This window comes from Dyella dinghuensis (genome assembly GCF_003977615.1).
Taxonomy (GTDB): domain Bacteria; phylum Pseudomonadota; class Gammaproteobacteria; order Xanthomonadales; family Rhodanobacteraceae; genus Dyella_B; species Dyella_B dinghuensis.
Genome location: NZ_RYZR01000003.1, coordinates 412,925 through 432,905 on the forward strand (window position 1 = coordinate 412,925; position 19,981 = coordinate 432,905).

Below are 19,981 nucleotides of genomic sequence, written 5' to 3' on the forward strand. Positions count from 1 at the left end.
GTGTGTATGTTTGTTGCTTTCGTCTACACGCCGGCCCACCCGTAGTGACAGGTATTATTATTGGCGTTGTTATTCAGACCGTTTGCAGCCACGACCACGCCGGCCAGAATGGCGGCGATGGCGATGGCGAAGCTGGCGACGGAAGCGTTCATGACTCGGACTTAATCACAAGCCGGTGCGGGGCGCAAGCTGTATCAACTTCGATACATGCCCTTGTGACGCCAGACGCACCGGCCTATTTTCACACCCGCTTATCCTGAAAATTGTTCATATCCAACGGGAACCTTAGCGTTCGACCGGCTAGCCATCAGGTCCATGGGGACAATCAAAGCTTTCGCAAAACCGACATAAGGCATCGTCTAGTGGCCCGCTAACCGGGCTGTCCGTTCTTGGGGAGCGAACGATGAGACGGATGAAATGCTTGAGTGGTTTGCTGATGTTGACCGCGTTGTCGCCTGCTTATGCGCAGACCGGCACGCAGACCCTGCAAAAGGAAGTCGATGACCTCAAGACGACGGTCAAGGAACTGCAGGCCGAGGTCAAGGAATTGAAGTCCGAGCGCGCCACGTCGGCGCAACAGCCCGCGGTCACCGCTGCGCCAACGACAAGTGCTCCGACAACGCCGTCATCGGCACCTGCGCAACAAGTTGCAACTGCAACTACCGCTGTACCCAGCTTGCAAGTCAATGCGATCCAGATGGGCGATGGCGAAGCCTCACCGCTACCACCGCAACAGAGCGTTTCGGAGAATGCCGACTCCGCATCGCGCGTCGATAACGAAGCGCCTCCGACTAATCCGGATTTGAAAGGCTTCATACAAATACCTGGCACACAGACGATTGTGCGTTTAGGCGGCTACGCCAAGCTGGACACTATCTACGACACGGGCGCCATCGGCTACCCCGATGCGTTTGTGACCTCGACAATACCGATACCCCGGCCGCGCGACGACGCCGGCAATTTCACGATGCAAGCGCGCCAGACTCGCCTGAGCCTGGAAATACGACGACCCACGGTCTTCGACGACAGTCTGCGCTTCTATTTCGAAACCGATCTATTTGGCGGCGGGGCTGGCAACTATGGGCTGCGTTTGCGTCAAGCGTATGGACAACTCGGCAACACCTATGCAGGTTTTGGCTGGTCGTCCTTTGCGGATTTGGACGCACTCCCCGACACACTGGATTTCGAAGGTCCACCCGGCGCCATCGCGCCACGTCAGGCCGGTATCCACCAGTTCATCCGCCTTGATGAAAGCAACAGCCTGACGATTGCCGCTGAGAATCCCACCTCGCAAGTCAGCGCTTATCAGCCCGTTACGCCTGACGTCATCGTCGACACTGTGCACGCGACGCAACATGTACCGGACATCATCGTCGCCCTGCGCACCGAGCATACATGGGGTCATTTGCAACTGGGTGGCGTACTGCGCCAGCTTGGCTACACCAACTACGAACAAAGCGACCGCATAGTGGCGGGCGGCGCGCAATTGAGCGGTTCGTTCAAGCTCGGTCCCTCCGATCCGTATAGCGATCTGCTGATGTTCGCCGCAGGCTGGGGCAAGGGCATCGCACGCTACATGGCCGACACCGACGGGCTTAACCTGGATGCATTGGTCGGCCCGGACGGCAAGCTGCACACACTCGACGACATCGGTGCGCACCTGGCTTATACGCACTACTGGAGCAGCAACTGGCGCAGCAATCTGGTCTACGGCATTGCGCGCATCGAGCATTCGCCGTTGCTTTCCTACGATGCGTACCACGATGCCAACTACGGCGCGATCAACCTGCTTTGGACGCCAGCGCCTACGTTCACCGCAGGCATCGAGTTGTTGCACGGGCGGTTGATGGAACAGAACAATCGCTCCAACGATGACACGCGTATCCAAGGTTCGGTGCAATACAGCTTCATCAAATGACGTAACAGCTAAGTCAGCTATGCATAAGGGAGCACCGACATAACCGGCATGGACACCACTCTTGAGCAGGCACAATTACGCTTCTCGATAGCGATCACGTTTCTCGTCGGCGCATCGAGCATTGCCATTGGTTTATTTCTGCGCTCGCAATCCATCGCGTTCGACGGCTTTTATTCGCTGGTTGATGTGGTGCTGACTACCGGATCGCTCGCGGTATCGCGTCTTATCTCGCAGGACGGCAGCCGCCGCTTTCAGTTTGGCTACTGGCATCTGGAGCCATTGGTGGTTGTGCTAAATGCTGCCGTCCTGACAACGACATGTGCCTACGCCGCGATCACGGCGGTACACGATCTGTCCGACGGCGGTCACGAAATCCGGTTTGGCATCGGTGCCGCGTGGGTGGCGCTGATCGGCGTTTTCAGCATGATCATGGCGCTGAATCTGCGGCGCAAAGCGCAAACACTTGGCTCGGCGCTGTTGAATCTGGACGCGAAGGGCTGGTTTATCGGCGCGAGCATCAGTATCGCGGTGCTGGTTGGTTTCGGTATCGCGGCCCTGATCCGCGGCGGACGCTTCGATCATTTGACTCCGTATATCGATTCCAGCGTGTTATTGCTGCTTACGATCGCCCTATTACCGCTGCCCTTGGGTAGCTTGTGGCAAGCCATGCGCGAAGTGTTGCAACTGGCGCCCAATGCGCTGGATCAGCAGGTACAAAACGTCATGCGCGCCATTGTGAGCGAGCGCGGTTACCTGGATTTCGCCAGTTACGTCGCAAAAATCGGACGCATGCGTTTTATCGACATCCATATTCTTCTGGCGCCGGATGCCGAATTGGGAACCATCGCCTCGGTCGACGACATTCGCGCGGATATCGCTGCGCGTCTGGGCGGGGATATCCGGGCCGAATGGTTGAACATCATGTTCACCAGCAAGCGTGCATGGATGTAGTGCGCCGACTAATCCAGTTGCGACACCCAGCGCAGTGCGTCATCGAGTTCGGCGTTGGAAAAAAGCTTGAAATGCGTCGGCATGGCAAATCCGAACATACCGGACATGACACGTATCCAGCCTACGTCGGTAACCAGCGCAGTACGTTCCCAGCCCGACCAATGGCGAAATCCGAGTTTCACGTCGTCCCACATCGCACCCGGCGCAAAGCCGGTGAAGTCATCACCGGCATGCACCACGATGCGTAATTTAGGATTCAACGCGAACGCTGCTTCGATATCCGGCACCATGACGTTCTCGTAATCGGCAGCCGTCACAAGCCCGCGCATCCGAAAGCCCAGCACACCGGCCGGCAGAGTGGGAAGTTGTTCGATCATGACGCGCCTCCTTCGTTGCGGGTTGCACCATCCAAGCGCTATTAACGCACGGGCGCAAGCTGCAGCGCGTGAATACGCGCCTACGGCACTCAAACGCTCAGACTGACTCGATATGGCGGAGCAACAAGCGCGGTGATTCGCGTCCTTGCCAGTCGTTGATGGTCAGCTCGTAGGCGGCACGCAGCATGGTCGGCGGCGGCTTGCCGTCATAGGCATTGAACATGACGGCTTCGTACAAGCCGTCATCGCGCGGATCGCGCAGGCTCAATCGAAGATGCCGTTCGCCCATCGGTTTCCAGCTGAAGCATTCGAAGCGGTTTTCAAAGACCGGTTCCGGAAAGGCCTGGCCCCAAGGACCGGCGAAACGTAAAAGTCGGGCCGTTTCGAGCGTAAACATGCCTGCCGGCATTTCGCCATCGGTATAAAGCACGGCTTGCAGCTGTTCCTCGTTCAGCCACTCCCGCGCAACCGCATCGAAAGCTTCTGCAAATCGCGGATAGTCGGTTGTGCGCAAGCTGAGACCCGCAGCCATCGCGTGACCGCCGAAGCGCTCGATAAGACCCGGATGGCGCGCATCGACAGCCGCCAATGCATCGCGAATATGAAATCCGGAAATGGAACGCGCCGAACCGCGAAGATGATCGGGGTCGTCTTCGCCCGCCGGTGCAAATGCGATGACGGGCCGGTGCAACCGCTCTTTCAACTTGGATGCCACCAACCCCACCACGCCCGCGTGCCAACTCGGCTCAAACAGGGTGACGCCTAGCGTTTGCGCGTCGACATGCGATGCGCTTGCGACCATCACTTCGGCTTCGGCCACCATCGCGGCCTGCAGCTCGCGGCGCTCCTGGTTGATCGAGCTCAACAGTTCGGCATAGCGACGCGCTTGCACGGGGTCGTCGGTGAGCAAGCATTCCACGCCAAGCCGCATATCTTCCAGGCGACCGGCAGCGTTCAAACGTGGTCCCACCGCGTAACCCAGGTCGCTGGTGCACGCGGTCGACACAGCACGCTGGCTTGCTTCGACCAATGCAGTGATACCTGCGCAGCCGCGGCGGCTGCGCAATCGTTTCATGCCAGCCTCGACAAGAATGCGATTGTTGAAATCCAGCGGCACGAGATCGGCAACGGTTCCTAGCGCCACAAGATCCAACAGCGACGAAAGATCCGGTTCGGCGCCCGACGCGAAACTCCCCTGCTCGCGCATGTACGCGCGCAGCGCGAGCAGCACGTAGAACATCACGCCAACACCAGCCAATGCCTTGCTGGGAAAACCATCCTCATGAAGGTTGGGATTGACGATGGCGTCGGCCATCGGCAATTGCTCGCCCGGCAGATGATGATCCGTGACGATCACCTTCATGCCGCGTGCCTTCGCCGCAGCAACACCGGCGACGCTCGCAACGCCGTTATCGACCGTTACAACTAGTTGAGCGTGCGATGGCAGCGATGCAACGAGTTCCGGCGTAAGTCCATAGCCGTGCACGAAGCGGTTTGGCACCACATAATCAACACGCTTGGCGCCCAGCAGCCGTAATCCACGGATAGCCACGGCGGTGCCAGTTGCGCCGTCGCAATCGTAATCACCGGCGATGATGACGGATACATCGTCGCGTATCGCTTCCGCCAACAAAGCAACGGCACGCTCGATTCCGCCCAGTTGTTGCGGCGACAAAAGACGATTCAGCCGATGCTCGGCCTGATCCGGACCGAAAACACCGCGCGCTGCGTAAATGCGTTGCAAAAGCGGATGCAGCGAGTCGCCCCATCCCGCCGGCTCGCCCAGCAGAGGACGACGACGCAGCTGCAACGAACTCATCGAACGCCTCGCCGCCAGAAACGCAGGCGATGCCACGGGCGATGCAGCCACCGTTCACCGCTCGCGAAAGACAGCTTCAATGGCTGTCGCTTTGCCAGGGCTTGCAACGATGGCCACCAAGTTGCGGTGATTTCTTCTGCACTCTGGTCTTGCAGATCGATCAACCAACCGGGGCGTGCAGCATTGACCGAAGCAACGTCGCGCGATTCAACGGGAATGCCCGCGCGTCTTGCCAATGCCGAAAGAAGGAGGTCATCCCCGATGACGCCCGACAAACGTGTTGTAACGCGTTGCGGCAACGGGCCGCCACCCCACAACCATAGGCTGTTAACCGGCGGCAGGCCGCGCGCACGACGCTCTGCGTTGACGGGATGCTGATGCAGGATCACCTGCACTTCATTGAACAACGCACGCCAGCGTCTGCCATCGTGTCCTTGCGGAAGATGTTCGTATAAGTCTTCACCGAGCGCCTGTTCTGGCGCTGCAAATTCTGGCAACGGCGATTGCGAAAGCAAACGCAGATGCCAGCGATCGGGCGATGAAATCTCCAGGATCATTCCGGCGTCGCCGAAAACGGGCTTCAAAGGCCTCGCCAGCGATTGCGCCTCGTCCATGGTGAGTTGCAATTGACCGCATGCGAGCAGCCGTGCACCGCTGAGATCAGGTTGTATCCATGCCGGATCGGCACTAAGCCAGCTGGCGTCTCCGGCGTCGCCAAGCAAATGCTCGCGCGTGAGTGCTGCTGCGGGAATACCACCACGACACGGAAAGTAATCGGCGAGACCACCAAGATAACCCACGGCGCCGTCTTCAAGACGATCGCCACGTGCAAGCAATAGGCGCAAAGGATGCGAAGGATCGAAGCGCTGCAAGTTCGGCAGCCAGCATTCGATCGAGTTGGATGATGTATCGGTCATCGACTCAGGCTTCGAGCAATTCGTAAAGCTGAAGCCACTCGGCTTCGAGCGTTTCCTTTTCTTTGCGCAACTCGGCCTGACGCTGACCAAGTTTCATCAACTGCGCCGTCGGACCGTTGTAGGTTCCGGGCTCGGCGAGCTTTTGCTCCAGCGTGGTCAGCTCTTCATCAATCGCTGCGACGCGCGTTTCGATTTTCTTGACACGCTGACGCGTGACCTTCTCGTTTTCACGCTGCGCAGCGGCAGCACGGCGGCGGTCGGCGGCGGATTCGATGGGTGTCGCGGCAGCTTCTGCGTTTTTCTTAGGGGCCGCGCCACGCGCACGCAACCAGCGTGCGTAGTCGTCCAGATCGCCGTCGAACGACTCGACCTTGCCGTCTGCGACGCGCCAGAAGCTGTCGCAAACCATGCCCAGCAGGTGGCGGTCATGCGAAACTAGCACCAGCGCACCGTCAAAATCTGCGAGTGCGTCAGCCAGTGCTTCGCGCATGTCGAGATCGAGATGGTTGGTCGGTTCGTCGAGCAACAGCAGGTTCGGTTTGTCCCACGCGATCAGCGCCAATGCTAGACGCGCACGCTCGCCACCGGAAAACCCGTCGACGGATTCGAATGCGCGATCGCCGGCGAAATTCCAGCCGCCGAGGAAATCGCGCAATGCTTGGGCTGCGACGCCCGGCGCTTTTTCCTGCAGATGATCGAATGGGCTGGAACCCTCGTGCAGGCTTTCGACGGTGTGCTGCGCGAAGTAGCCGATCTTCAGATCCTTATGCGCTTTGCGCTCGCCATGGAGCGGCGCCAACTCACCCACCAACGTTTTGACGAGTGTGGATTTACCCGCGCCGTTTGGACCAAGCAAACCGATACGCTCGCCGGCTTCCAGACGGAATCGCACGTCGTGCAGAATCGACACCGGTAGCTGCCCTGCTTCACCCGGATAACCGGCTTCCACCTCTTCCAGTTGCAGCATCGAATCAGGCAGACGATCCGGCACGGCGAACTGGAAATGGAACGCACGCTCGGCGCGAACCGCTTCCGTTCCGGCCATTTTTTCCAGGCGCTTCATGCGCGATTGCGCCTGCTTGGCTTTGCTGGCTTTTGCCTTGAAGCGATCGATAAACGATTGGAGATGCGCACGCTCGGCTTGCTCACGCTCGTGCGCGATAGCCTGCAGACGCAGCTGCTCGGCACGCTGCCGCTCAAACGCGCTGTAATTACCGGCGTAAAGCTTCGCCCTGCCTTCGTTGAGGTGCAGCGTATGCGTGATCACGCCGTCGAGAAATTCGCGATCGTGCGAAATGACCAGCAAGGTGCCTTGATAACGGCGCAACCACTCTTCCAGCCAAAGCACGGCATCGAGATCAAGGTGATTCGTCGGCTCGTCCAGCAGCAGCAATTCGGACGGTGCCATCAGTGCACGCGCAAGGTTGAGGCGTACGCGCCAGCCGCCGGAAAATTCGCGCACGGCACGCTCGTGTGTTTCCGCCTTGAAGCCTAGGCCGTGCAACAGACGGCCCGCGCGTGCGCGTGCATCGTAGCCATGCAGCTCTTCGATGCGGTGATGCGCGCGCGCCATCGCTTCGGTATCGCCACGCGCCTGCGCGTCGAATTCGTCGCGCAAGGCCGCCGCAAGCTCGACGTCGCCGCCCATCACGTATTCGATGGCCGGGTCAGGCAGCGCGGGCGTTTCCTGCGCTACGGAGGCCAGTCGCAACTTCGCCGGCATATCCAGCTCGCCTGAATCCGACTCGATGTGCCCCTGCAGTGCCGCGAACAGACTCGACTTGCCGCAACCGTTCCGGCCGACGACACCCAGCCGCCAGCCGCTCTGGATTACCAGGTCGATATCGGAAAGCAGCAAACGGCTGCCGCGGCGCAGAGCAAAGTGGCGAAAGGCAATCATGAGGACCTGAGTAAAAACCGGGCAAGGGATACCCGCAGCCGCACATGATACCGGGTGATAACGGTTGATCGGGTCACATCTGGCCATTTTGCGGATAGCATGGTGCTGGTAGTTCTGCTACAACGACGCAGCAAACGCTTCGCGCGGAGAGGGGACCATGTTCAAGCACCGTTACAGCCTGCCTTTGCTGGCAGCCATCGCTATCGGCACCGGCATGGCCGGGATGACCGTACACGCCCAGGACTCGATCCAGCAGCGCGTGCAGGACGAAAAAGGCATGAACCTGCCTGCCCGCGGCCTGAGCATGTCCCAGGTCGAGAAGCGGTACGGGGCGCCGCTGCGCAAGCTGTCGCCGCGTGGCGGCGACAGCTCCAAGCACCCGACGATCAACCGCTGGGAATACTCGACTTTCATCGTGTATTTCGAAAACAGTCACGTGATCCACGCGGTGCTCAATACGCCGGCTGGAAACAACACGAATCCGGCTTCGGCCAACTGATTCTCGCCACACCCGGCGGGTGATTCAGCCCAGCTGTCACCCGCCGTACGCGCTCTTCCCTTAAACTTGCGCCCTTGCCTGCCCGGCGAACGCTGGGCGCGTTCCGTTGCGCGAGTGTTGCCCCAATGACCGATTCCACCCTCCGCCTGCCGGCCGAATGGGAGCCTCAGGCTGCCGTATTGATAGCGTGGCCGCATGCCGACACCGACTGGGCCGAACGCCTTGAAGCGGTCGAGTCCACGTATGTCGCGCTTGCCGCCGCGGTGACGCGCTTCCAGCCGCTGATCATCGTCGTCGCGGGCGAAACGCTGCGCGCGCATGTCATGAGCCAACTGCAAGCGACGAATGCCGATCTTTCGCGCATCCGTTTTGTCGAACTCCCGTACGACGATACATGGCTGCGCGATTCCGGCCCCATCACATTGCGTAACAACGGCAATCGCTTTCAGCTCACCGACTTTCGATTCACCGGCTGGGGCGGCAAATTCGGCGCCGAGCAGGACGATGCGTTGATCGCAGGCCTGGTCGATGCAGGCGTGTTTGGATCGGCCGCGCACAAGCGCATCGATTGGGCGCTGGAAGGTGGCGGCATCGAAAGCGATGGCGACGGCACGATCCTGACAACGTGGCGCTGCCTGGTGCAGCGTCATCCGGAACAGTCGCGCGATGAGATGAGCACTATCCTGCGCGACAGTCTCAACGCGCAGCGCGTGTTATGGCTCGATTACGGCTATCTGGAAGGCGACGATACCGACGCGCATATCGATACGCTGGCGCGTTTCGCGCCGGATCATCGCATCGTGTATCAGGCGTGCGACGATGCGAGCGACGTGCACTACGACGAATTGAAGCGCATGGGCGAAGAACTCGCCACACTGCGCACGGCCGATGGAAAGCCGTACACGCTTTATCCGTTGCCGTGGGCAAAACCGATCGTCGATGAAGGTCGCCGTCTGGCCGCCTCGTATGCCAATTATCTGATCGTCAACGGCGCCGTACTCGTACCGGCGTATGGCGATGCCGCTGACGACGAAGCCGCGCGCATCATCGGCGAGGCTTACCCGGGACGCACCGTCGTACAGGTGCCATGTCGCCCGCTGATCTGGCAGAACGGCAGCCTGCACTGCATCACCATGCAGCTTCCCGCCGGGCTGGTCTAAAAGCCCATCAACCCCCATCTACTAGCGTTGCACAGATAAAAAGCCCGCTTCAGGACGTTCCCATGACTCGCAAGCTCCTCAAAGTTGCCCTGCTCCAAGAAACCCATCGCGGAAGCCGCGATGCGAATCTCGATGCGATCGAGGCAGGTTTGCGCGAAGCGGCGGCCGCGGGCGCCGAGCTGGTGCTGCTGCAAGAGCTGCATAACGGTCCGTATTTCTGCCAGCACGAATCGGTCGACGAATTCGATCTGGCGGAAACCATTCCCGGGCACAGCACGGCGCGCATCGGCAAACTCGCCGAGGAATTGAAGCTGGTGGTGGTTGCGTCGCTGTTCGAAAAACGCGCGGCGGGCCTGTATCACAACACCGCGGTGGTGTTTGACCGCTCGGCGAACATCGCCGGCAAGTACCGCAAGATGCACATTCCGGATGATCCTGCGTTCTACGAAAAGTTCTACTTCACGCCGGGCGATCTTGGTTTTGAACCGATTGATACCTCGGTGGGCCGTCTGGGCGTGCTGGTGTGTTGGGATCAGTGGTATCCGGAGGCCGCTCGCCTGATGGCGCTGGCCGGTGCGGAGTTACTGCTTTATCCGACGGCTATCGGCTGGGATCCGAAAGACGATCAGGCCGAGAAAGATCGCCAGCGCGAAGCGTGGGTCACGGTGCAGCGTGGTCATGCGGTGGCCAATGGCTTGCCCCTGCTGGCTTGCAATCGCACGGGCTATGAGGCCGATCCGTCGAATGTAGGGTCCGGCATTCAGTTCTGGGGCACCAGTTTCGTGGCCGGCCCACAAGGCGAGTTCCTGGCCAAGGCGAATACGGACAAGCGCGAATTGCTCGTGACCGAGATCGATATGGCACGTAGCGAGCACGTTCGCCGAATTTGGCCGTTTCTGCGTGATCGTCGCATCGACGCCTACAACGATCTGCTGCGTCGTTTCCGCGATTAAGCGTTCAGGCTCAAACCTGTCAAAATCGACTGGCTTGCACCCCATCCCCGGTATCCCCATGCTGGGACCTATCCCCATAGCCGACGCAACCACTGCATGAGCGTGACCGAGTCCGACCTCCTTCCCTCGCACGACCTGCGCGACCAGCCGATCGAACGCGTGCATCGCGACGGGGTGGAATATGTCGTGCTCGGCACCGCGCACGTGTCGCGCAGCAGCGTGGAAGCGGTGCACACGCTACTTTCAATAGAGAAGTTCGACGCCATCGCCGTGGAACTGTGCGAAAGCCGCGCCCAGGGCATGCGCGATCCGGAAGCGTTCAAACAGATGGATCTGTTTCGCGTGATTCGCCAAGGCAAAGCCGGCATGGTGGCGGCCAGCCTGGTGCTGTCGACCTTCCAGAAGCGGCTGGCCGATCAATACGGCATCGAACCGGGCGCCGAAATGAAAGCGGCGATGGAAGGCGCAGAGCAACGGAATGTGCCGTTGTGGCTGATCGATCGCGAAGTGGGCACCACGCTTAAGCGCGCGTGGCACAGCGTCGGCTTCTGGCAGCGTTTCAGCTTGCTTGGCGGCATGCTGGCCAGTGTGTTCGAGCGCGAGACGATCGACGAAAAAGAGATCGAAAAGCTCAAGCAAGGCGACATGCTCGAAAGCGCCTTCAGCGAGTTCGCCAGCGAATCCGCACCGCTCTATCGCAGCCTGATCGCCGAACGCGACGCATTCATGGCGGCGCGTCTGCGTCAGGAAGCGGGTAGCTCCATCACTGCCAATCCGTGCAAGGTGCTGGTGGTGATAGGCGCCGGACACCTCAAAGGTCTAAGCGAAAACTTACGCGTGCAGCAAGGCGACGCCGCGGACACCGCGGCAGAACTCGCGCGCACGCCACCGAAAGCGCGCTGGCCCAAATGGGTGGCGGTCGCCCTGGTGCTGGCCGTGTTCGGCGCGATTGCCTACGCCTTTCATCGCAACACAGCGCTGGGCGCGCAAGCACTGCGCGATTGGGTGCTGTTCACCGGCGGCTTTGCCGCGCTGGGCGCTGTGGTGGCTGGCGCTCATCCTTTAAGCATTCTCGCGGCGTTTATTGCCGCACCGATCAAGCCGTTCCGGCCCGGCATTCCCGCTGGTGGCATCAGCGCCATGGTGGAAGCCTGGGTACGCCGCCCGCGCGTGGTGGACTTCGAAACGCTGCGCGACGACATCGTGCACTGGAGCGGCTGGTGGAGGAACCGCGTGGCGCGCACGCTGCTGAACTTCTTCCTGGTCAGCCTGGGCACGGTGATCGGCGAGTACGCCGCCGGCATCCATATCATCAAGAGCATTTTCTGATCATTCGCGGGCGGGGCCTGCGACCCACTGTCGCGCGATATTGTGAGCGCTCTGTGGCAACCTCTATACTCCGGGGAATACGTTGCATGCGTCCGCTGGAACCGTGGGGATCCTCTTGATGACTCGATTGCAATTGGTTGGCGTGGCTGTAGCCACTGCGTTTGCTTTAACGGGCACCGCCCATGCCGCTGGCGACAAAGCCAATGGCCGCACACTCGTTTATACGTGCAATGGTTGCCACGGCGTGCCGGGCACCAACAACGCGTACCCGCAGTATCCTGTGCCGAAAATCGCCGGCCAGAACGCGCAATACATCATCAGCGCGCTGCATGAATACAAGTCGGGCGATCGCACGCATCCGACCATGATGGCGCAGGGGCAAAGCCTCTCCGATCAAGAGATCGAAGATATTGCCGCCTACCTGTCGAGCATCAGTCCGAAGTAATTGCCAAGGATTCCAACTGCATGAAACGCGCTATTACGCTGCTCTCGTTTGGTATCGCCCTGGCATTCGCTTCGGCTCCGTTATTTGCCAGCGGCGATGCCGACAACGGCAAAACCAAGGCAGCGACCTGTGTGGCCTGCCACGGTGCCGATGGCAACGCCATCGACCCGCAATATCCACGGCTGGCCGGTCAGTACAACGAATACATCCAGCAGGCCTTGCACGAATACAAAGACGGCCGCCGCAATAACACCGTCATGAAAACGCAGGTTGCCAATCTTTCCGATCAGGATATCGAAGACATCGCTGCTTACTTCTCCGCGATGCCAACGAAGCTGGATACGCTGAAGGGACATATCCAGGGCGATTGATTCCACCCGAATCACTCACTCAAAAGCAAAAGCCCGCAACTCACATTGCGGGCTTTTGTGTTTCCGGGCGATGATTCCTGCGGAATTTCCTTGAGAACACCCGAATGGGTTGCCTACCTTTACCCATCCTGTTTGTGCTGGGTGCGCTGATTGGCCGCTTTATCGGCGGAGACAACGGCATGCTGTGGGGATCGGGTATCGGCTTGTTACTCGGCGTTGTTTCAGCCGGCGTGTTTATCTGGCTGATTCGACGCGGTAAGTAATCAACCATCGCGCAATCAACCCATCGCGGATTGGCCTTCCTTCTTGCTGTAGTACGGATTGCTGCCACCCGCATGATCGGTGGCATCGCGCACTTCGGTAATTTCCGGCACGCGCTCGCGCAGCGTTTTTTCCACGCCATGCTTGAGGGTGACGTCCACCATGCCGCAGCCGTGGCAACCGCCGCCGAATTGCAGAAGCACGACGCCATTTGCATCGATTTCCAGCAGACTCACGCGACCGCCGTGTGCAGCAATGCGCGGATTGACTTCGGCTTCGAGCACGTAACGCACGCGCTCGACCAAACCCGCTTCCATGCCTGGAATCTCGCCTTTGATCCGTGGCGCGCGAATATTTAGCTGGCCACCCGTCTGATTCGGTTCGTAATCGATCGTCGCGCCTTCGAGCCACGGCGCACTATCTCCGTCGATGTGGAATTCGAAGCCTTTGCACTCGATCGTCCATTCGCCGCCGGTCAGCTCATGACGCTCGCAAAATTCCAGCTCGCAGTCGGCTGCAGGCGTTCCCGGTGACGTCACCCGCAAACGGATACCCGAACCTTCGATACCCTGTTGCGAAAGTAGGCGCAGAAAATGGTCTTGTGCGCGTTGGGAAATCTCGATCATGCCTGCTCCGGAACTGCCATCATTGCCCGGTGTGCCGGGCCATACAGCACCATTTTAGTCCTGTTTCGCGACGAATGTTCGATTTCCGATTTTTCGCGTACAGTTTCGGCGCTTTAGCGCCTGCCAATGGAGACCACCATGACCGCCCTTCCGCTCGCCGCCCAACACTGCCAGCCACGCAAGGGGAAGGAGCACGCGCTCGACGAGGCTGCTGTAGGCGCGCTGTTACCAATGGTTCCCGGCTGGAAACTGTCGGAGCAGCACGATGCGCTGGTCAAGGATTACCGCTTCGAAAACTTCCATCACACACTGGGATTCATCAACGCGGTCGGCTTCATGGCCAATCACGAAGATCATCATCCCGATATCGAGGCGGGCTACGGCCATTGCAAGTTGCGCTGGTCGACGCACGACGTCGGCGGCTTGTCGTTGAACGATTTCATTTGCGCCGCGCGCGTTGACGCCCTGTTCGCCCGTTGAACGCGACGCGGCGCCTGTCGACAGTATGGACCGCAGCCGGTTATCTGCTGGCTGCGGTTATTGTTTGTGTGGCGCTCAGCGTATTGGCAGCGCGGATGACGGCCGGGCAATTGCAAGATCAGGCGCAATGGCAGCTTGCACGCGTTCAAGCCAGTGAACCGCTTTGGGAATGGCGGTTTCGCAAACCGCACGATCTGATCGCGGGTCGCGCATTCGGAAACGCAAAGGTTTCCGTCGACGACGATGCGCTGACGATCACCAGCAGCGACGGCACGCCTTACGAACTTGGCCTGCCTGTCGCGTGGTCATTGGACCTTGCCCATTGGCCCTTGTTGCAACTCGAGCTCAAAAGTTCCGATCGCGGCGAGCTTGGATTGGTGGTAACGAACCCTTCCGGCGTATCGTGCATGGCGCTCACTGCTGGTGCGCTTTCACCAGACACCGCCTCACTGCGTATCGATTTGCGTGGTTTGACATGGAAGAACACCAGCGGCGCGCCGTGTCCAACGCCTGGCGTCGTGCAGATGTTGCGCCTACGCATTCAGGCACCCGAACACGCAACGCTACGACTTGCGTCGGTGTCGCTGCTGACGACCGAGCCGATGCAACTGTCGCAACAAAGCACCATCGATTTGCCGGATGAAGCGACGGGCACGGGCGTTGATCGATTTGTCGATGGCGCACAAAACGTGGCCATGCCGCTGTTCCATTTGCCCGCTGGCATCGATGCCGAAGCGATGCTGTCCTTGCGCGATCAGCTGCGCACGCGCTGGCCGGCTGCGTTGATCGTGCCCGCAGGTGTAACACCGCAAGCAGTCACGCCCTCATCGCACCATTCCATCTGGTGGGCTGCGTGCGTCGTTTACGTGCTGACGCTGGTCTGGCTTGCTTTCCGACCCTTCAAAGGGAATTGGCGCGCATGGCTTGAAATCGCCGGATGCCTTTTGGGTCCGTTGTGGTTGATCGCGGGCGTGCATTGGGGGCTTTATCCCACGCCGCTCGGATTTACCGCATTCGGTGCGGGTTTGCTCTTTGCATTCGTTATCGAACGCCGGCATCTGCCTCGGCTGTGGCGATGGCCATCGTCATGGCGCGATTGGCTATGGCCCTTCGCGCCCCTCATCCTCACCGTGCTGCTGACCATTCTTTACGGTCACACGCTGTCGCTACTGCCGCTTGGTCATACGTTCGCCTATTTCGGCTGGGCATGGGTGCAGCAATGGCTGATGCTGATCGTGATCATGCGGCGCTTCGAACAAGTGCTTTATCGCCCCGGTTGGGCGGTGATCGCAACAGCGATCGTCTTCGCGCTGCTCCACACGCCCAACGGCATGCTGATGCAATTGTGCTTCGTTGGCGAACTCTGGTGGGCGTGGTGTTTCCTGCGTTCGCGCAGCGTGCTGCCCATCGCGCTGGCGCATGCGGCCTGCGCGTTGCTGGTCGAATCGGGACTGGTGGGCGGACTGGTGCGCTCGCTGGAAGTCAGCGCCCGCTTCTTCCTTTAGCCGCCAAGGCATCGAGGAAGTCTTTCAGATCGTCGGGCAGCGGCGCCGAAAACCCGTACGCACGGCCATCCAACTCGAACGACATGTGCGAGGCGTGCAGAAAAAGCCGGTTCAGGCCCAGCTTGCGGAAGCGCTTGTTGGCCTCCTTGTCACCGTACTTTGGGTCGCCCGCGAGCGGGTGGCCGATATGGGCAGCATGGACACGAATCTGATGCGTGCGCCCGGTACCCAGCGTCGCCTGCATCAGACGGGCGCCCGAGTACTGCTCCATCTCATGGAAAAAAGTCAGCGATGGCTTGCCGCCCTCGGAGACCCTAACCATCCGCTCGCCGCCCTGAAGGATCGATTTCTGCAGCGGTACATTCACGTCAAAACGTGCCTTGGGCGGATGCCCAACCATCAGGCAGAGATACTGCTTGGTCACCTCGTTGGCGCGGATCGCAGCCTGAAGACCGGTCAGCCCGGCGCGAGTTTTTGCGAAAACCAGCACGCCGCTGGTGTCCCGGTCCAGCCGATGAACGAGTTCGAGATGCTCTTTCGGGCGCGCCTGCCGGAGCAACTCGATCGCCCCGTGACTCACCCCGCTGCCGCCGTGACTGGCCATCCCGGTCGGCTTGTCGATGACCAGGAAGTGCTTGTCTTCGAAGATGACTGCCTCGGCGGCCGCGGCCATGGCCCCCTGCGAGGCCTCCTGTTCAGCCGTACGCTCGGCCACCCGAACCGGCGGAATGCGCAGCATATCGCCCTGGGTGAGACGGGTATCGGGCTTGGCCCGCTTGCCGTTCACACGCACCTGCCCGGTGCGCAAAAGGCGGTAAATCATGCTCTTGGGCACGCCCTTGAGTATGGTCATCAATGCGTTGTCGATGCGCTGGCCGTCGCGTTCCGGGCCTATCTCGACTTGACGCACCCCATGAGGTACATCGGGGGAAGTTGCCGTCTGCATTGAAAAAAACCTGGGTAGAGAGGATACTCGTACAGCGCTCAGCCGGGTCCGCTGACGTTGTTGTTAGGGCCTGGCGCCCGCCTGTTACACCGGCGAGGTTTGGGCCGGTCGCCATCACGGCAGCCGGTTTGCAAACACCTTATGTATCGTAACGGTTCGGGTAGCCGCTTGTCCGGTCTCATGTAGACAGACAAATCGGCGTGCGTGCCCAAGAATCACCCCCGGTATCGGGAACGTTACCGTTTATTTGCCGCTTTACCGCAGCGGCGCGATCCCCGGAACGGCCGCCACACCAGGCGCCACCGCGGCGCGCGACGAGCGGCCAAGCCGAGGAATTACAATGAAAAGAATGCTGATCAACGCAACTCAGCGTGAAGAGTTGCGTGTGGCTATCGTGGATGGCCAAACGCTTTACGATCTTGATATCGAAATCCCTTCCCGCGAACAAAAAAAGGCCAATATCTACAAAGGCCGCATCACTCGCGTAGAACAATCCCTTGAAGCCTGCTTTGTCGACTATGGCGCCGAGCGCCATGGCTTCCTGCCGCTGAAGGAAGTCGCCCGCGAGTACTTCACGCCGGGTCTGGATCCCTACAAGTCGAACATCCGTGACCTGATCAAGGAAGGTCAGGAAGTGGTCGTTCAGGTCGAGAAGGAAGAGCGCGGCAATAAAGGCGCCGCCCTGACCACCTTCATCAGCCTGGCCGGCCGCTACATGGTGCTGATGCCGAACAACCCGAAGGCCGGCGGCGTATCCCGTCGCATCGAGGGTGAAGACCGGCAGGCGCTGAAGGAAGCGCTGGAGCACCTGACCGTTCCGGACGACATGGGCCTCATCGTGCGCACCGCCGGCATGGGCCGCGATGCCGAAGAGCTCCAGTGGGACCTCGATTACCTGCTCCAGTTGTGGAAGGCGATCTCTGGCGCCGCTCAGGCCCAGAAAGCGCCGTTCCTGATCTACCAGGAATCGAAGCTGTTCATCCGCGCGCTTCGCGATTACTTGCGCAGCGACATCGGCGAGATCCTGATCGACGAAGAGTCGCTGTATCAGGACGCGCGCGACTTCATGCAGCAGGTGATGCCCAATGCCCTGCGCAAGTTGAAGCTGTACAAGGACGACACCCCGCTCTTCTCGCGCTATCAGATCGAAACGCAGATCGAGAGCGCCTTCGACCGCAGCGTGCGCCTGCCCTCCGGCGGTTCGATCGTGATCGACCAGACCGAAGCGCTCACCGCCGTCGACATCAACTCCTCGAAGGCCACCAAGGGTGGCGACATCGAAGAGACCGCGTTCAACACCAATCTCGAAGCCGCGAGCGAAATCGCGCGCCAATTACGCATTCGCGATGCCGGCGGCCTGATCGTGATCGATTTCATCGACATGGACAGCCCCAAGCATCAGCGCGAGGTGGAAGAGCGCCTCAAGGACGCGCTGAAACTGGATCGCGCCCGCGTGCAGATCGGCCGTATCTCGCGCTTCGGGCTGCTTGAAATGTCGCGTCAGCGCCTGCGCCCGTCGCTGGGCGAAGCCACGCAGATCGTTTGTCCGCGTTGCGATGGCCACGGCCACATCCGCAGCGTGGAATCGCTGTCGCTGTCGACACTGCGTCTGATCGAAGAACACGCGATGAAGGACAACACCGGCCAGGTGCTGGTGCAGGCGCCGCCGACCGTCGCCAACTTCATGCTCAACGAAAAGCGTGCGAGCGTGGTCGAGATCGAACTGCGCAACAAGGTGCACGTGGTGATCGTGGCGGACGACAAGCTCGACACGCCGCACATCGAAATCCAGCGCATCCGCGAAGCGGACATGGGCGAGCACAGCAAGCCGAGCTACGAGCGCCTCACCGCGCAGGAAGAAACGGCCGTGCCGAAGATGGGCCAGATGCTCGGCAGCAACGAGCAACCGGCTGTCAGCGGCATCGTGCCGGCAAGTCCGGCCCCTGTGCGCGAAGAAGATGTCACTGCTACGGCTCCCGCAGCCCCAGTCGCGAAGCGTCAACCCGCTGCAGCGCCTGCCGCAGCGCCCGCGCCAAGTGGCGGCTTCCTTGCCCGACTCTTCGGCATGTTCCGCAGTGAACCTGCCGCAGCGCCCGCCCCTGCACCGGCCCCTGCTGCAAATCGTCAGGACTCCTCGCGCGGCAAGCCGCAGGACAACCGCCGCAACGATCGTACGCGCAGCGATGGCCAGCAGCAGCGTCAAGGCCAGCAGCGTGATCGCGATGCGCAGCATGGCAATACGCGCGGTGCCCAGCAGCAAAGCAAGAATCAGAACCCGAATCAGCGTCAGCGCAACGAGCAGCAGGCGAATCCGAACAAGCAACAACAGCAGCCCGGTAACAAGCAGGAACCGCGTCAGCCCAAGCAAGCACAGCCGGCGACTGACGCAGCAGCTACCGAGCGCAACAAGTCGCAACAGCCGAACGCCAACAAGCAACAACAACAACGCGCACCGCAAGGTGAGCGTCCCCAGCAAGCCGCTGTGCAGCCCGCGAACAAGCCAGCCGAAGCGCCGAAACCTGCCGAAGCAAGCACGCCCGTGATTGCCGTGCCGGAAGGCGTTGAAGCCGCTGCTACGGCTGAAAACGAGAGCAGTCAGTCGCGCCGCCGCCGCGGTCGCCGGGGTGGCCGTCGCCGTCGCCGTCACGATGGTGCCGTCGCAGCACCCGGTATGGAGACGAACGAACAGATCAACGCGGCTGAAGTCGATGACGAAGATCGCGATGACGACGCACCTTTCGCCATCGAACAAACGCCGCAAGTAAAGCGCGAGCCGGAAACTGCACACGTTGTCGAAACGACGCCTGTCGCTCTCTCGCCTGCGCCAGTGTTCAAACCGGAACCGGAAATCGCTGCGCCGTCGTTCTCAGCGCCGTCCCATGAAAATCATGAGCATTTCGCCAAGCCGACCACGGAAACCGATGCATTTACGGTTTCGGTCGAACCAGGTGTGCGTCCGTCGATCCTCGCGGAGGAAAACCCCGCGGCGCCGGTCATCATCGCCCCTGCGCCGGTGCCCGCTTCGTTCAATCTCCCCGTTTTGCCGCCGATTCCGGTGATTCACGAAACGGTCGCGACATCTGAAAGCGAAAGCAGCGTTGAAGCCACTGCACATGTCGAGACACCTGCGCCACAGACGCAGACCGTCACGGTGACCGTGCATCAGGACGCCGAACCGGCCGCCAACGAAGCGAACGTTACGGCACCCATCGAATCGATCGTTGTGCCGGAAGTTGCAACAACCGCTGCGGAACCGGTGATTCACCATCCGGAACCCGAGGCGGTTGTCGTTGCACCCACGCCGCTGATTCATCAGCCGGAACAAGGTGACCTGCTCTCCTCGCCGCTGCAGCATCACGCTTCCCCGGCCGAACACATCGAGGAAACGAAAGAACCGGAGTCTGACGAAGAGAATACGCATTCCGAACATCGGGATAGTCGTCTCTCGTAAGGGAAACTCCGTACGCGACGCAAAGAAAAGGCCGCATCATGTGCGGCCTTTTTGCATTGTCGCAGTCGAAGAA

The 19,981-nt window shown here is 60.4% G+C and carries 19 protein-coding genes; 12 read left to right on the forward strand and 7 right to left on the reverse strand.

Annotated features, from left to right (window positions below; translation table 11 throughout):
- Positions 1-23 precede the first annotated feature (23 nt).
- Positions 24-152, reverse strand: a complete 129-nt coding sequence (locus tag EKH79_RS19135) for a hypothetical protein (protein WP_267900440.1) — start codon at positions 150-152, stop codon at positions 24-26.
- A 251-nt stretch (positions 153-403) separates the two neighbouring features.
- On the opposite strand from EKH79_RS19135, the gene EKH79_RS04880 reads away from it, so the two are divergent.
- Positions 404-1,918, forward strand: coding sequence for a DcaP family trimeric outer membrane transporter (locus EKH79_RS04880; protein ID WP_126672659.1), 1,515 nt, complete (start codon positions 404-406; stop codon positions 1,916-1,918).
- 48 nt (positions 1,919-1,966) lie between these two features.
- Positions 1,967-2,869, forward strand: coding sequence for a cation diffusion facilitator family transporter (locus EKH79_RS04885; protein WP_126672660.1), 903 nt, complete (start codon positions 1,967-1,969; stop codon positions 2,867-2,869).
- Between the two features lie 8 nt (positions 2,870-2,877).
- Here EKH79_RS04885 and EKH79_RS04890 read toward each other — a convergent pair whose 3' ends face one another.
- The 4 genes from EKH79_RS04890 to EKH79_RS04905 all read right to left on the reverse strand — a co-directional run bounded on the left by EKH79_RS04890 (position 2,878) and on the right by EKH79_RS04905 (position 7,882).
- Complete coding sequence (locus EKH79_RS04890; protein ID WP_126672661.1) at positions 2,878-3,246, reverse strand: SpoIIAA family protein; 369 nt, start codon at positions 3,244-3,246, stop codon at positions 2,878-2,880.
- Between the two features lie 97 nt (positions 3,247-3,343).
- Positions 3,344-5,065, reverse strand: coding sequence for a single-stranded-DNA-specific exonuclease RecJ (recJ, locus tag EKH79_RS04895; RefSeq protein WP_126672662.1), 1,722 nt, complete (start codon positions 5,063-5,065; stop codon positions 3,344-3,346).
- Positions 5,062-5,982, reverse strand: a complete 921-nt coding sequence (locus EKH79_RS04900; RefSeq protein WP_126672663.1) for a phosphoglycerate mutase — start codon at positions 5,980-5,982, stop codon at positions 5,062-5,064. The genes recJ and EKH79_RS04900 overlap by 4 nt, the downstream gene beginning before the upstream one ends.
- A gap of 4 nt (positions 5,983-5,986) precedes the next feature.
- Positions 5,987-7,882 carry an ABC-F family ATP-binding cassette domain-containing protein gene (locus EKH79_RS04905; RefSeq protein ID WP_126672664.1) on the reverse strand — a complete coding sequence of 632 codons (1,896 nt, stop codon included), beginning with the start codon at positions 7,880-7,882 and terminating at the stop codon, positions 5,987-5,989.
- 214 nt (positions 7,883-8,096) lie between these two features.
- Between EKH79_RS04905 and EKH79_RS04910 the strand changes: the two genes are divergently transcribed.
- From EKH79_RS04910 to EKH79_RS18935, 7 genes are all read left to right on the forward strand, one after another.
- Positions 8,097-8,381, forward strand: coding sequence for a hypothetical protein (locus EKH79_RS04910; RefSeq protein WP_425478478.1), 285 nt, complete (start codon positions 8,097-8,099; stop codon positions 8,379-8,381).
- 125 nt (positions 8,382-8,506) lie between these two features.
- The gene (locus EKH79_RS04915) at positions 8,507-9,541 is read left to right on the forward strand and encodes an agmatine deiminase family protein (protein ID WP_126672666.1); all 1,035 of its coding nucleotides are present in this window, start codon (positions 8,507-8,509) and stop codon (positions 9,539-9,541) included.
- Between the two features lie 62 nt (positions 9,542-9,603).
- Positions 9,604-10,494, forward strand: a complete 891-nt coding sequence (locus EKH79_RS04920) for a carbon-nitrogen hydrolase (RefSeq protein ID WP_126672667.1) — start codon at positions 9,604-9,606, stop codon at positions 10,492-10,494.
- Positions 10,495-10,590: 96 nt separating this feature from the next.
- A complete protein-coding gene (locus EKH79_RS04925; RefSeq protein ID WP_126672668.1) occupies positions 10,591-11,823 on the forward strand; it encodes a TraB/GumN family protein in 1,233 nt (410 codons plus the stop codon).
- A 118-nt stretch (positions 11,824-11,941) separates the two neighbouring features.
- Entirely contained in the window at positions 11,942-12,268 is a 327-nt protein-coding gene (locus EKH79_RS04930) for a c-type cytochrome (RefSeq protein ID WP_126672669.1), read from the forward strand.
- A 20-nt stretch (positions 12,269-12,288) separates the two neighbouring features.
- Positions 12,289-12,639 (forward strand): c-type cytochrome, encoded by a 351-nt coding sequence (locus EKH79_RS04935; protein ID WP_126672670.1) that lies wholly within the window; start codon positions 12,289-12,291, stop codon positions 12,637-12,639.
- 104 nt (positions 12,640-12,743) lie between these two features.
- Positions 12,744-12,902, forward strand: coding sequence for a hypothetical protein (locus EKH79_RS18935; protein WP_199754146.1), 159 nt, complete (start codon positions 12,744-12,746; stop codon positions 12,900-12,902).
- Positions 12,903-12,917: 15 nt separating this feature from the next.
- Here EKH79_RS18935 and EKH79_RS04940 read toward each other — a convergent pair whose 3' ends face one another.
- Positions 12,918-13,526, reverse strand: a complete 609-nt coding sequence (locus tag EKH79_RS04940) for an NfuA family Fe-S biogenesis protein (protein ID WP_126672671.1) — start codon at positions 13,524-13,526, stop codon at positions 12,918-12,920.
- A 138-nt stretch (positions 13,527-13,664) separates the two neighbouring features.
- On the opposite strand from EKH79_RS04940, the gene EKH79_RS04945 reads away from it, so the two are divergent.
- Both EKH79_RS04945 and EKH79_RS04950 read left to right on the forward strand, forming a co-directional pair.
- Complete coding sequence (locus EKH79_RS04945; protein WP_126672672.1) at positions 13,665-14,006, forward strand: 4a-hydroxytetrahydrobiopterin dehydratase; 342 nt, start codon at positions 13,665-13,667, stop codon at positions 14,004-14,006.
- Positions 14,003-15,511, forward strand: coding sequence for a CPBP family intramembrane glutamic endopeptidase (locus tag EKH79_RS04950; protein WP_126672673.1), 1,509 nt, complete (start codon positions 14,003-14,005; stop codon positions 15,509-15,511). The genes EKH79_RS04945 and EKH79_RS04950 overlap by 4 nt, the downstream gene beginning before the upstream one ends.
- Here the strand turns inward: EKH79_RS04950 and EKH79_RS04955 are convergent.
- Positions 15,489-16,457 (reverse strand): RluA family pseudouridine synthase, encoded by a 969-nt coding sequence (locus EKH79_RS04955; protein WP_126672674.1) that lies wholly within the window; start codon positions 16,455-16,457, stop codon positions 15,489-15,491. The genes EKH79_RS04950 and EKH79_RS04955 overlap by 23 nt on opposite strands.
- 340 nt (positions 16,458-16,797) lie before the next feature.
- Between EKH79_RS04955 and EKH79_RS04960 the strand changes: the two genes are divergently transcribed.
- The gene (locus tag EKH79_RS04960) at positions 16,798-19,908 is read left to right on the forward strand and encodes an Rne/Rng family ribonuclease (protein WP_126672675.1); all 3,111 of its coding nucleotides are present in this window, start codon (positions 16,798-16,800) and stop codon (positions 19,906-19,908) included.
- Positions 19,909-19,981 lie beyond the last annotated feature (73 nt).